The 13,211-nt window shown below is 65.0% G+C and carries 12 protein-coding genes; 11 read left to right on the plus strand and 1 reads right to left on the minus strand.

Features of this window, described 5'->3' with window-relative positions; genetic code table 11:
- Position 1 precedes the first annotated feature (1 nt).
- The 11 genes from DB708_RS11620 to DB708_RS11670 are packed head-to-tail and all read left to right on the plus strand — an operon-like array spanning position 2 to position 12,039.
- Entirely contained in the window at positions 2-1,303 is a 1,302-nt protein-coding gene (locus tag DB708_RS11620) for an MCE family protein (protein WP_108922268.1), read from the plus strand.
- Positions 1,300-2,340 carry a virulence factor Mce family protein gene (locus tag DB708_RS11625; protein WP_108922063.1) on the plus strand — a complete coding sequence of 347 codons (1,041 nt, stop codon included), beginning with the start codon at positions 1,300-1,302 and terminating at the stop codon, positions 2,338-2,340. The genes DB708_RS11620 and DB708_RS11625 overlap by 4 nt, the downstream gene beginning before the upstream one ends.
- Positions 2,337-3,926, plus strand: coding sequence for a virulence factor Mce family protein (locus DB708_RS11630; protein ID WP_108922064.1), 1,590 nt, complete (start codon positions 2,337-2,339; stop codon positions 3,924-3,926). Before DB708_RS11625 ends, DB708_RS11630 begins: the two co-directional genes overlap by 4 nt.
- Positions 3,923-5,536 (plus strand): virulence factor Mce family protein, encoded by a 1,614-nt coding sequence (locus tag DB708_RS11635; protein WP_108922065.1) that lies wholly within the window; start codon positions 3,923-3,925, stop codon positions 5,534-5,536. Before DB708_RS11630 ends, DB708_RS11635 begins: the two co-directional genes overlap by 4 nt.
- Positions 5,533-6,705, plus strand: coding sequence for a virulence factor Mce family protein (locus tag DB708_RS11640; RefSeq protein ID WP_165839806.1), 1,173 nt, complete (start codon positions 5,533-5,535; stop codon positions 6,703-6,705). The genes DB708_RS11635 and DB708_RS11640 overlap by 4 nt, the downstream gene beginning before the upstream one ends.
- Positions 6,699-8,249, plus strand: coding sequence for an MCE family protein (locus tag DB708_RS11645; protein ID WP_108922066.1), 1,551 nt, complete (start codon positions 6,699-6,701; stop codon positions 8,247-8,249). Before DB708_RS11640 ends, DB708_RS11645 begins: the two co-directional genes overlap by 7 nt.
- A complete protein-coding gene (locus DB708_RS11650) occupies positions 8,219-9,076 on the plus strand; it encodes an Mce protein (RefSeq protein ID WP_235616732.1) in 858 nt (285 codons plus the stop codon). Before DB708_RS11645 ends, DB708_RS11650 begins: the two co-directional genes overlap by 31 nt.
- Positions 9,073-10,044, plus strand: coding sequence for an RDD family protein (locus tag DB708_RS11655; protein ID WP_108922067.1), 972 nt, complete (start codon positions 9,073-9,075; stop codon positions 10,042-10,044). Before DB708_RS11650 ends, DB708_RS11655 begins: the two co-directional genes overlap by 4 nt.
- Positions 10,041-10,598, plus strand: coding sequence for a mammalian cell entry protein (locus DB708_RS11660; RefSeq protein ID WP_165839807.1), 558 nt, complete (start codon positions 10,041-10,043; stop codon positions 10,596-10,598). Before DB708_RS11655 ends, DB708_RS11660 begins: the two co-directional genes overlap by 4 nt.
- Positions 10,565-11,302: a mammalian cell entry protein gene (locus tag DB708_RS11665; protein WP_108922068.1), complete on the plus strand. Its 738-nt coding sequence runs from the start codon at positions 10,565-10,567 to the stop codon at positions 11,300-11,302. Before DB708_RS11660 ends, DB708_RS11665 begins: the two co-directional genes overlap by 34 nt.
- A gap of 38 nt (positions 11,303-11,340) precedes the next feature.
- Complete coding sequence (locus DB708_RS11670; protein ID WP_108922069.1) at positions 11,341-12,039, plus strand: YoaK family protein; 699 nt, start codon at positions 11,341-11,343, stop codon at positions 12,037-12,039.
- On the opposite strand, the gene DB708_RS11675 is transcribed toward DB708_RS11670, so the two are convergent.
- On the minus strand, positions 12,036-13,142 hold the full coding sequence (locus DB708_RS11675; protein ID WP_108922070.1) for a phosphodiester glycosidase family protein: 1,107 nt from the start codon (positions 13,140-13,142) through the stop codon (positions 12,036-12,038). The genes DB708_RS11670 and DB708_RS11675 overlap by 4 nt on opposite strands.
- Between the last annotated feature and the right edge of the window lie 69 nt (positions 13,143-13,211).

Raw genomic sequence — 13,211 nt, forward strand, 5'->3', positions numbered from 1 at the left:
CATGACCCGACCCGGAAAAATCAACGCATCGCGGACACCGCCCTACAAGTTGGCGGGCATCGGCTTGATGGTCGTTGGTGCGCTCGTTTTCGTGATGGTCTACGGGCAGTTCCGTGGCGACTTCACCCCCAAAACCAAGTTGACGATGCTGGCCGCGCGGGCCGGGCTGGTGATGGACCCGGGCTCGAAGGTCACCTACAACGGAGTCGAGATCGGCCGGGTGGACACCATCTCCGAGATCGTCCGCGACGGCAAGCCCGCGGCCAAGTTCACCCTGGACGTCTACCCCAGGTACCTGTCGCTGATCCCATCCAACGTGAACGCCGACATCAAGGCCACCACGGTGTTCGGTGGCAAGTATGTGTCGCTGACGACGCCGCAGAACCCGTCGCCGCAAAAGCTCAGCGCGTCGTCGGTGATCGACGCGAGGTCGGTGACGACGGAGATCAACACGTTGTTCCAGACCATCACCTCGATCTCGGAGAAGGTGGATCCGGTCAAGCTGAACCTGACGCTCAGCGCGGCCGCGCAATCGCTGGCCGGCTTGGGCGACAAGTTCGGGCAGTCGATCGTCAACGCCAACGCCGTCCTCGACGACGTCAACCCGCAGATGCCGCAGATCCGCCACGACATCCAACAGCTGGCCGGCCTTGGTGACACCTACGCCAACGCCTCGCCGGACCTGTTCGACTTCCTCAACAACGCGGTCGTCACCTCCCGCACGATCAACCAGCAGCAAAAGGACTTGGATCAAGCGCTGTTGTCGGCGGCCGGGTTCGGCAACACCGGTGCGGAGATCTTCGAGAAGGGCGGGCCGTATCTGGCACGCGGCGCCCAGGACCTGGTGCCGACGGCACAGCTGCTGGACACTTACAGCCCGGAGATCTTCTGCACGCTGCGCAACTACCACGACATCGAGCCCAAGGCCGCCTCGTTCCTCGCCGGCAACGGGTACTCGCTGAACGCCCACACCGAGGCGCTCTCCGGCCTTGGCCTGTTGGCCAACCCCGTCTCGGCGGTAGCCACGATCGCCAGCTTGGTCGGCGGCCTCGCCGGGGTAGTCGGTGGAGCGCCGAACCCCTACATCTATCCCGAGAACCTGCCGCGAGTGAACGCCCGCGGTGGCCCGGGCGGTGCGCCGGGTTGCTGGCAGCACATCACCCATGACCTTTGGCCCGCACCCGAGTTGGTGATGGACTCCGGCAACAGCATCGCGCCGTACAACCACCTCGACACCGGTTCGCCCTACGTAATCGAGTATGTGTGGGGCCGTCAGGTAGGGGATAACACGATCAACCCATGAAAATCACCGGAACCATCATTCGACTCGGCATCTTCTCGCTGGTGCTGCTGCTTTTCACCGTGATGATCGTCGTGGTGTTCGGCCAGATGCGATTTGACCGCACCAACGCGTATTCGGCGGAATTCAGCAACATCAGCGGGCTGCGGCAGGGCCAATTCGTCCGCGCCTCGGGCGTGGAGATCGGCAAGGTCGACTCGGTGCAGCTGATCGACAGCGGCAAGCGCGTGCGGGTGAAGTTCAACGTCGATCGCTCTGTTCCGCTGTATCAGTCGACGACGGCGCAGATTCGCTACCTCGACCTGATCGGCAACCGGTACCTCGAGCTCAAGCGAGGCGAGGGCGAAGGCGCCGACAAGGTGCTCTCGCCGGGTGGATTCATCCCGCTGTCGCGGACCTCGCCGGCACTCGACCTCGATGCGCTGATCGGTGGTTTCAAGCCGCTGTTCCGGGCGCTGGACCCGGAGAAGGTCAACACGATCGCGACCGCGCTCGTCACGGTGTTCCAGGGTCAGGGCGGCACCATCAACGACATCCTCGACCAGACCGCGCAACTCACCAGCCATATCGGCGAGCGTGACCAGGCGATCGGCGAGGTGATCAAGAACCTGAACATCGTCTTGGACACGACGGTCAAGCATCGCCAGCAATTCGATCAGACCATCAACAACCTGGAGGTGCTGATCACCGGGCTCAAGGACCACGGCGACCAACTGGCCGGTGGGACCGCACACATTAGTAATGCCGCGGGCACCGTGGCCGACCTGCTGAGCGAGGACCGCGCCCTGCTGCACAAGAGCATCAACTACCTGGATGGGATTCAGCAGCCGCTGATCGACCAGCAGGACCAACTGCAGGACTACCTCAAGAAGGTGCCGACCGCGCTGAACATGATCGGGCGCGCCATCGGCTCCTATGGAGACTTCGTGAACTTCTACGCCTGCGACATCACGTTGAAGATCAACGGCCTGCAGGGTGGTGGCCCGGTCCGCACGGTCCGGCTCTTCCAGCAGCCGACGGGTAGGTGCACGCCGCAATGAGAACGCTGGAACCTCCGAACCGGCTTCGGATCGGCCTGATGGGCATCGTGGTTACGGTGCTCGTGATCGGTGTCGGGCAGAGCTTCACCAGTGTCCCGATCCTGTTCGCCAAACCGGCCTATTACGGACAGTTCTCCGACTCCGGTGGGATCAGTGTGGGCGACAAGGTGCGCATCGCCGGCATGGATGTCGGCAAGGTCGAGGGCCTCACGATCGACGGCGACCACATCCAGATGAAATTCTCGATCGGCACCAACACGATCGGCACCGAGAGCCGACTGGCGATCCGCACCGACACGATCCTCGGTAAGAAGGTCATGGAGATCGAGGCGCGAGGCCCCAAACAGCTGCGGCCCGGGGCCACGTTGCCGATCGGTCAGAGCACTACGCCCTATCAGATCTACGACGCCTTCTTCGACGTCACCAAGGCCGCCTCCGGCTGGGACATCGACACCGTCAAAAAGTCGTTGCATGTGCTCTCGGAGACCATCGACCAGACCTACCCGCACCTGAGCGCCGCACTCGAAGGCGTTTCCAAGTTCTCCGACACCGTCGGCAAGCGTGACGCGGAGGTCAAACACCTGCTTGCCCAGGCCAACCAGGTGGCCAGCGTCCTCGGCGATCGCAGCGAGCAGGTCGACCGCCTGCTGGTGAACGCCAAGACGCTGCTGGCGGCATTCAACGAACGTGGCCAGGCCATCAACGCGTTGCTGAGCAACGTCGCCGCTTTCTCGGAGCAGGTGAAGGGTCTGATCAACGACAATCCGAACCTGAACCACGTGCTGGAGCAGTTGCGCACGATCAGCCAGATCCTGGTTGAGCGCAAAGACGACGTGGCAGCGGGGCTGACCGAGGTCGGCCATTTCCTGCCGTCATTGAACGAGGCCATCGCGTCGGGACCCTTCTTTAAGGTGGTCCTGCACAACCTGGCGCTCTACCAGATCATCCAGCCTTGGGTGGACGCCGCTTTCAAGAAGCGCGGCATCGACCCCGAAAACTTCTGGCGCAGTGCCGGTCTGCCGGAATACCGCTGGCCCGACCCCAACGGCACCCGGTTCCCCAACGGTGCGCCGCCGCCGGCACCGCCCGCGCTGGAAGGCACCCCGGAGCATCCCGGACCGGCTATCCCGCCTGGATCGCCGTGCTCGTACACGCCGGCGAACCCGGGCGGCAACGTCACCGTCGGCGACGAGGGTCTGCCACGGCCGTGGAACCCGCTGCCCTGTGCGGGTGCAGGTATCGGTCCGTTCGGCGGCCCCGGGTTCCCGGCGCCGGTGGACGTCGCGACGTCACCGCCGAACCCGGACGGTCTGCCGCCCACTCCCGGCATTCCGATTGCCGGGCGCCCGGGCGATCCGCCTCCGAATGTTCCGGGCACACCGGTGCCGCTGCCGACGCAAGCACCGCCCGGCGCGCGTACCGAGAACCTGGCGCCGGCCGGGCCGACGCCGCCGCAGTCGACGTTCGCGCCGGGCCTCCCGCCGGGTCCGGCGGCCCCGCCCGGGCCGGGGAACCAATTGCCGGCACCGTTCATCAATCCGGGCGGATCGGGTGGTAGTGGTGTCACGGGAGGTAGCCAGAATTGAGCACCATCTTTGACATCCGCAACGTGCGGCTACCGAAGTTCACCCGGACGACGGTGATCATCGGGTCGCTGGTGATAGTGGTGGCCCTCGTGGTCGGCTATGTCGGTTACCGGTTGTTCGAGAAGTTGACGAACAACACCGTGGTCGCCTACTTCCCGGCGGCGAACGCTCTCTACAAGGGTGACAAGGTCCAGATCATGGGCCTGCGGGTCGGCGCGATCGACGAGATCGAGCCGGTCGGCGACAAGATGAAGGTGACGTTCCACTACGAGAACAAATACAAGGTTCCCGCCAACGCCTCCGCGGTGATCCTGAACCCCACCCTGGTGGCGTCGCGCGCGATCCAGCTGGAGCCGCCCTACAAGGGTGGGCCGGTGCTGAACGACAACGCCGTGATCCCCGAAGAGCGCACCCAGGTGCCGGTGGAATGGGACGAACTGCGTAACAGCATCACCAACATCATCTCGAAGCTGGGCCCCACCAAGGAGCAGCCGACGGGGCCGTTCGGTGAGGTCATCTCGTCATTCGCCGACGGACTGGCCGGCAAGAGTAAGCAGATCAACACGGCGCTCAACAGCCTGTCGTCGGCGCTGAACGCGTTGAACGAGGGCCGCGGCGACTTCTTCGCGGTGGTGCGCAGCCTGGCGCTGTTCGTCAACGCGCTACACCAGGACGACGCGCAGTTTGTCGCGCTGAACCAGAACCTGGCAGATGTCACCGGGCGGCTGGCGAGCTCAGATGGCGATCTGTCCAATGCCATCCAGCAGTTCGACAGCCTGCTGACCACCGTGCGCCCGTGGCTGAACAAGAACCGTGAGGTGCTGTCCACCGATGTCAACAACCTGGCCACCGCGACGAACACGCTGCTGCAGCCGGATCCGCTGAACGGACTGGAGACCGCCCTGCACGTCCTGCCGACGGCCGCGGCGAACATCAACCAGATCTATCACCCGTCGCACGGTTCCGTGGTCGCCATCCCAGCGATCACCAACTTCGCGAACCCGATGCAGTTCATCTGCAGCTCGATCCAGGCCGGCAGCCGGCTCGGCTACCAGGAATCGGCCGAACTGTGCGCGCAATATCTGGCGCCGGTCCTGGACGCGATCAAGTTCAACTACCTACCGTTCGGCTTGAACGCATTCAGCACCGCCGAGACGTTGCCCAAGGAAGTCGCCTATTCGGAAGATCGGCTGCATCCGCCGAACGGCTACAAGGACACGACCGTCCCAGGCATCTGGGTGCCGGACACGCCGACGTCGCACCGCAACACCCAGCAGGGCTGGATCGTGGCCCCGGGTATGCAGGGCCAGCAGGTCGGTCCGATCACCGCGGGCCTGATGGCTCCCGACTCGCTTGCTGAACTGATGGGCGGCCCCAACATCGAACCGGTCCAGTCTCAATACCAGACCCCGCCGGGGCCGCCGAACGCCTACGACGAAAACCCGATCCTGCCGCCGATCGGACTGCGGGCTCCTACGCCGATCGGTCCGCCGCCACCGGGACCGGGAGTACTCCCGGGACCCGTGGCTCCGACGCCCGCGCCGGTCGGTGCACCGGCACCCAATGCCGGTGGTCCGCCAGCGCCAGTTGACGCAGGGCTGGGCCAGTGACCGCGGTGCGCGCGGTGAGCGCGCTGATTCGACACCGGGCCTGGCAGGGCCTGGTGCTGCTGGTCATAGCGACGGCGCTGAGCTCCTGCGGGTGGCGAGGCATCTCCAACGTGGCGATCCCGGGCGGCCCGGGCAGCGGGTCGGGGGCCTACACCGTCTATGTGCAGGTGCCGGACACTCTGGCGATCAACGGCAACAGCAAGGTGATGGTCGCCGATGTGTTCGTCGGCTCGATCAAGGCCATCAACCTAAAGAACTGGGTGGCCACGCTGACTCTGGGTATCAAGGGCGGCGTCAAGCTACCGAAGAACGCCATCGCGAGGATCGGCCAGACGTCGTTGCTGGGTTCTCAGCACGTGCAGCTGTCGGCTCCGCCGAACCCGTCGCCGGAGCTGCTCAGGGACGGCGACACCATTCCGCTGAAGAATTCGTCCTCGTATCCGACCACCGAGCAGACGCTGGCCAGCCTGTCGTTGATCTTGCGTGGTGGCGGCATCCCGAACCTGGAGGTGCTGCAGAACGAGGTCTACAACATCTTCAACGGGCGCGGGGAACAGATCCGGTCCTTCCTGGGCAAGCTGGATACCTTCACCACCCAGCTCAACCAGCAGCGTGATGACATCACCCACGCGATCGACTCGACCAATCGGCTGCTGGTCTACGTTGGTGGCCGCTCGGATGTGCTCGATCGAGTGCTGACTGACATTCCGCCGCTGATCAAGCATTTCGCCGACACCAAGAACTTGCTGATCAACGCCGTCGATGCGGTGGGCCGGCTCAGCGGATCCGCCGACCAGTACCTGTCGGAGGCCCGCGCGCCGCTGCATACCGATCTGCAGGCGCTGCAATGCCCGCTGAAGGAACTCGGCCGCTCATCGCCGTATCTGATCGGCGCGCTGAAGCTGATCCTGACGCAGCCGTTCGACATCGACACCGTCCCGAAGATGTTCCGCGGTGACTACGTGAACATCTCGCTGACGCTTGACGTGACCTACAGCTCTGTCGACAACGCGTTCCTCACCGGAACCGGATTGTCGGGCGCGCTGCGAGCACTCGAGCAGTCCTTCGGTCGCGACCCGGAGACGATGATCCCCGACGTCCGCTACACGCCGAACCCGAATGACGCGCCCGGCGGCCCGCTGGTGGAAAGAGGGGACAGAAGTTGCTGACTCCATTCATTAGGCGCCAGCTGTGGTTATTCCTGGTCCTGACGGTTGTTTCGCTGCTGGTGCTGGGCATCTACTACCTGCAGGTGCCAAGCCTGATGGGGATAGGCCGCTATTCACTCAAGGCCCAATTGCCGGCATCGGGTGGCCTGTACCCGACGGCCAACGTGACCTATCGAGGCATCACGATCGGCAAGGTCACCGACGTCGAGCCGACTGAGCACGGCGCCGAGGCGACGATGAGCATCGACAGCCAGTACAAGATCCCGGTCGACGCGATCGCGAACGTTCACTCGGTGTCGGCGGTCGGTGAGCAGTATCTGGACCTGGTCTCGACCGGGAACCCCGGAAAGTATCTCGCCGACGGGCAAACCATCTCCAAGGGCACGGTGCCCGCCGAGATCGGGCCGGCGCTCGACACCGCTAACCGCGGGCTTGAGGCGTTGCCCAGGGACAAGATCGGCAAACTGCTCGACGAGACGGCGGAGTCCGTCGGTGGCCTGGGACCGGCACTGCAGCGGCTGGTCGACTCCACGCAGGCGATCGTCGGCGATTTCCGGACGAACATCACCAACGTCAACGACATCATCCAGAACTCCGGTGGAGTGCTGGACAGCCAAGTGAAGTCGGGTGACGCGATCGAGCGTTGGGCGCGCAACCTGAACACGCTGGCGTCGCAGGCCGCGGCGCGCGACAGCAACGTGAAAAGCGTTCTGTCCCAAGCGGCGCCGACCGCCGACCAGGTCAACGAGGTCTTCAGCGACGTGCGGGAGTCGCTGCCGCAGACGCTGGCGAATCTCGAGGTGGTATTCGACTTGCTCAAGCGTTACCACACCGGGCTGGAGCAGGTGCTGGTGTTCCTGCCGCAGGGCGCCTCGATCGCTCAGACGGTGGCCGCGCCGTTCCCGAACCAGGCCGCACTCGACCTGGCGCTGTCGATCAACCAGCCGCCGCCATGCCTGACCGGCTTCATTCCGGCCCCGGACTGGCGGTCGCCGGCCGACACCAGCATCCAGCCGTTGCCGTCGGGTACCTACTGCAAGATTCCGATGGATACGCCGGCCAACAGCGTGCGTGGATCGCGCAACATCCCGTGTACGGATATCCCCGGCAAGCGGGCGGCGACGCCGCGCGAGTGCCGCGACCCCAACCCGTACGTTCCGGCCGGGACGAACCCCTGGTTCGGCGACCCGAACCAGATCCTGACCTGCCCCGCGCCGGGAGCGCGATGCGATCAGTCGGTGCGCCCGGGCATGGTGATCCCGGCGCCGTCGATCAACAACGGCATGAACCCGGCGCCCTCGGACCGAGTCGCGGGGACGCCCCCGGCGACCAGTGACCCCTTGACACGGCCCGGGTCCGGTACCGTGCAGTGCAACGGACAGCAGCCCAACCCGTGTGTTTACACCCCCACCGGACCTCCCTCGGCGGTATACAGTCCGCAGAGCGGTGAACTGGTAGGGCCCGACGGCGTCAAATACTCCGTCGAAAACTCGACCAAAACAGGAGACGACGGATGGAAGGAGATGCTGGCGCCAGCCAGCTGAACCCACCACCGATGTCGATGATTAGTCGTCTGCGTCGGAGGCGGCCGAAGATTCGTCAGGAATCGGACGACGTCACCGACGAGAGCAACACCGAGGTGAAGACCGAGGACTCGCCTGAGCCCGAGGCCGACCAAACCGATACCGAGGTGACGGTCGAGGATTCGCCTGAACCCGAAACCGAAGACACCGAAGCCGCCGAACCATCGGAGGCCGAAGCCGTGCCGGCGGCCGACGAGGCCGAACAGCCGGAGACCGAGCAGTCAGATGTCGACGCCGCGACCGGGGATCCGGCCGAGGCGGACGCCGATGCCACCGGCCCGGTGCGCGCTGCGTCGGGTCTGGGCCGCGTGTGGCTGGCCGGAATTGCCGCTGCGCTCGTCCTGCTGGCCGGTGGCATCGGCACCGGAGGCTACTTGGCGCTGCGGTATCACCACGACAGCCAGACCATCGCCCGTAACAACGACGCGGCGCTCAAGGCAGCGATCGACTGCGTTTCGGCGACGCAAGCGCCCGACACCAACGCGATGATCGCCAGCGAGCGAAAGATCATCGAGTGCGGCACCGACGCTTTCCGCGAACAGGCGATGGTCTACACCGGCATGCTTGTGCAGGCCTATCAGTCGGCGAACGTCCACGTTCAGGTCGCGGATGTGCGGGCAGCGGTGGAGCGCAACAACAAAGACGGCTCGATCGATGTGCTGGTGGCGATGCGCGTCAAGGTGGCCACTGATCAGTCGCAGAACGAAACCGGCTATCGGCTGCGGGTGAAGATGGCGATCGACGAAGGCCAGTACCGAATAGCCAGGCTCGACCAGGTGACGAAGTGACGGTGGTGGTCGAGGAAACTCAGACCACGGTCGCCCAAGTGTCATCGGAGAATGCCTTGGCGCCCTGGCATATTCGCGCCTGCGCGTTCGCCGTCGACGTCCTGCCCACCACTACCGTGGCAACGACCATGGTGTTGGTGTCGTTCAGCGTGCCGGCCCGCGGCCTGTGGTGGTGGCTCTGCGTCAGTGTTCTTGGCATCGCGATCCTGGCGATGTTGGTCAACCGGCTGCTGCTGCCGATCATCCTCGGCTGGAGCCTGGGACGCGCCTTATGCGGTATCGCGGTGACCCGTTCCGATGGCGCGGCCATCGGCGCGTGGGGCTTGCTGCTGCGGGACGTGGCTCACCTGCTCGACACCGTCTCGGTGGTGGGATGGCTTTGGCCGCTGTGGGATTCGCAGCGCCGCACCTTCGCCGACATGCTGCTGCGCACCGAAGTGCGATCGCGGGTGCCCGAGCTGCCACGCGCCGATATCCGGCGGTGGACGGGCATCGCGGTGCTCACCGCGGCCGGGCTGTGCCTGGCCGGTGTGGTCGTCAGTTACGCGGTCGTCTACTCCCGCGATCGGGCGACCGATGAAACGCGCGCACAGATCGCGATCCAGGGACCGAAGATCGTCGCGCAGATGCTGACCTACGACCCTAAGACGCTGCACGACGATTTCGCGCGTGCCCAGTCGCTTGCGACCGATAACTATCGGGGCCAGCTAAAGGCCCAGCAGGACCTTGTCCAAAAGGGAAACCCGGTCATCAACGAGTACTGGGTGACCGACAGCTCGATCGAATCGGCATCGCCGGATCGGGCGACGATGCTGCTGTTCATGCAGGGGCGGCGAGGCGCAGCCCCCGAGGAGCGATACATCACCGCTACCGTGCGCGTGCAGTTCGCGAGGGACGGCGACGGCCACTGGCGCGTTGACAACCTCACCGTGCTGACGAAGCCGAAACTGCCGGGGAACGGAAAATGAGTCCCCGCCGCAAGTTTGAGCCCGGACAGGGAGCGCTACTCGTCGCGACCGACCCGGTGACCGAGCGCCGGCCGTGGGGGCTGCCGCTGGTGACTTCGATCGCCGGGCTGCTGATGGCGATGGCGATCACGCTGACCACCCTGATGCTGATCTCGCATGAAACCCGTGAGCACGTCGCGTCCAAGGACCGCGAGGTGCTCAACTACGTGACGGGATTCATGACGGAGTTCACCTCACTCGACCCGTATCACGCCAACGACTACGTCCTGCGGGTATTGGCCCAAGCGACGGGCGATTTCGCCAAGCAGTATCACGAAAAGGCCAACGAGATCCTGCTGCAGGTCGCCCGGGCGGAGCCTGCGAAAGGCACCATCCTGGGTGCGGCCGTGGAGCGGTGGAATGACGACGGCAGCGCCACCGTTATGGTCGCGACCGAGGTCACGTCCAAGTCGCCGGATCAAAAGCAGGTGTTCGCGAACACCAATCGTTGGACGGCAACTGCTACGCGGGAAGGGAATCAGTGGAAGATAAGCAGCCTGCTGCAGGTGATCTGACCGCCGAGTCGGCCTCCGACGAGACCGCCGAGCGCGACGAAAATGCCTCCGCGGCAACCGAAGCCGACACGGATACCGCCGAAGCGACCGACGGCGCGGATCAGCCCGACGGTGACGATGAAGCGGACGCTGACGAGACCGGCGAGTCCGCGGCGGAGACCAATAAAGGTCGCCGTCGGCGCACCCGGCTGGCCGGAAAGTGGATGGCCGTCGCCGCGGTGTTGGCCGCCTTGCTGTTCGTGGGCTCCGCGGCATTCGTGGGCGCGACCATGCAGCCCTACCTGACCGACCGTGCCGCGGCGGCAACCAAGCTCAATGCGGCCCGGACCGCGGCCAACGCGATTATAACGCTGTGGACCTACACGCCGGAGAACATGGACAGCCTCGCCGATCGCGCGTCGGCCTATCTCAGCGGCGACTTCGAGGCGCAGTACCGCAAGTTCGTCGACGCCATCGTGGCGCCCAACAAGCAAGCCAAAATCAGCAATCGGACCCAAGTCATCGGCGCGGCAGTCGAATCGCTGGACGGCGCGAACGCGGTCGTGATCGTGTACACCAACACCACCTCGACCAGCCCGCTGACCAAGAACATCCCGGCGCTGAAGTACCTGTCCTATCGGCTGTTCATGAAGCGTGCGAACGGGCGTTGGCTGGTGACCAGGATGACGACGGTGACCTCGCTGGATCTCACGCCGCATACCTAAACCGGCCGAACCGCGGTCGCCGAAATATACTGCACCCCGTGGCCACGTCGCCGGTATCCGAGCGATCGACTGTTGCGGCATTGCTCCTGCTGACCTTCGCCACCGGCCTGGCCGACTCGCTCAGTATCTTGGTCCTCGGCCACGTGTTCGTCGCCAACATGACCGGCAACGTGATCTTCCTCGGCTTCTGGATGGCCCCGCGGACCAGCGTCGACCTGACCGCGGTGTCGGTGGCGCTACCCACCTTCATCGCCACCACCATCCTGTCCGGCCGGCTGTCCCGCTACTTCGGTGACCGGGCCCGGACCTGGATCACCACCGTGCTGACCGCGGAAATCGGGCTGCTGGTGAGCTTGTCGATCCTGGCCGGCACCGGGGTGCTGCATTACCACGACAACACCAAACTGATCATGATCGGGTTCCTCACGGTGACGTTCGGTCTGCAGCATTCGAGTGCTCGTCAGTTCGGAATCCAGGAACTCTCCACCACGGTGCTGACGTCGACGATCGTCAGTCTCGGTTTGGACAGCCGATTGGCCGGTGGCACGGGTGAACGCCAAAAGCTGCGTTTCAGTGTGGTTTTCACGATGTGTGCCGGTGCTTTTCTCGGTGCGACATTGTCGCGGTTCGTCATCGCCCCGGTATTCACGCTGACGGCAGCCGTGGTGGCGGCCAGCCTGCTGATCTTCCGACTAGCGCCTGGCGCCCCGGAAAATGGTGTCGCTGAGGATGTTTAGTTGAAGGCCAGCCAGCTGGGCAGTGCACGTTCATGGGAGTCGCAGAGCACCTGACGGGTATCGCATGATCCCCGCGGTGAGCCTGCGCCGGCCCACATGCCTCCGGTGTCGCGGCGCAGCACGATCGCCGACGACCCGCCGCCGTCCAGCAGCACCGCGGTGTCGCTGCCCAGGCCGCGGAATAGGTCCTGCATGTTGTCCGGCGTGTAGCTGCCGCCCTCGAAGATGTACATCTCGTCGCGCTGTTTGACGTAGGCCAGGGCGGTTCGCGCCGCGCTGGGTCCGCCGTCGCGCAGCTGTTGGGTCTGGCCGGGGCCCAGCAGACCGATCCCGGACACCGCTACGAATTTCTCGTTCTTGTTGAGCAGGTCGGCCACCACCGGGGTGGCGGCGTCGTAGTCGTTCTTGCTGCGCGGCCAGACCACGTACGGCGCACCGCCGGTCGGCAGGATCATCGTGGTCAAGGAGGACCAGTTCTCGCCGCCGCCCGAAAGCCCTTGCTTGCCCGGGTAGGCGGCGGTGCCGGTGACCGCCTGGTTGGCGCGGCCCTGTCCGTTGGTGTTGTCCACGAACGCGCCCAGCGGCGAGCTGCAGCCGGTCTGCCGCCACGAACCGGCCTTCTGCGGGCGCACGTCAAAGAAGTTGGCGTTGATCGCGATTGTCGGCTGCCCCATCCGCTGCCATGCCTGCAGCGGGGTGTACAGCTCGGAGGCTTGCCACAACCCCTCGGCGGTGCGGGCCCCGGGGTTGTTCTCGCAGCGCGCCTGGTCACCGCGATGCGTGTCGACCAGCAGGTGCGGTGCCAGCCGCGTCGACGCATTCTTGATGATCATCAGGTGGCCGCCGTTGTTCATCTCGTACCAGCGACCGGTGGCGTCCATCAGCGGCGTGGGGTGGCCGGGACCGAAGTTGTAGACCAGATACGAGCCCTTGGTGGCGCCGATTGCGCTGGCCAGCATTTCGCGGCCAGCGGCGTGGGCGACGGGCGAACCGATCGTGGCCGTCGGGATGGCACAGCAGAGCACGGTCGTGAGGCTGGCGGCCAGTCGGCGCAACCCGGCGCGTCGTGTCAGCACGGCTGCCCTTTCGGCCCTGATGTGGATGCAACATACACAGCATCAGTCACACCAGTCCCACTGTCAACATAAATAACAAACGTGTGACACTTAGGC

The sequence above is a fragment of the Mycobacterium montefiorense genome, from assembly GCF_003112775.1.
Lineage (GTDB): Bacteria > Actinomycetota > Actinomycetes > Mycobacteriales > Mycobacteriaceae > Mycobacterium > Mycobacterium montefiorense.

Coding starts and splice junctions, on each gene's coding strand:
- DB708_RS11630 (WP_108922064.1), top strand. CDS start 2,337: ATGAGAACGCTGGAACCTCCGAACCGGCTTCGGATCGGCCTGATGGGC.
- DB708_RS11625 (WP_108922063.1), top strand. CDS start 1,300: ATGAAAATCACCGGAACCATCATTCGACTCGGCATCTTCTCGCTGGTG.
- DB708_RS11650 (WP_235616732.1), top strand. CDS start 8,219: ATGGAAGGAGATGCTGGCGCCAGCCAGCTGAACCCACCACCGATGTCG.
- DB708_RS11620 (WP_108922268.1), top strand. CDS start 2: ATGACCCGACCCGGAAAAATCAACGCATCGCGGACACCGCCCTACAAG.
- DB708_RS11660 (WP_165839807.1), top strand. CDS start 10,041: ATGAGTCCCCGCCGCAAGTTTGAGCCCGGACAGGGAGCGCTACTCGTC.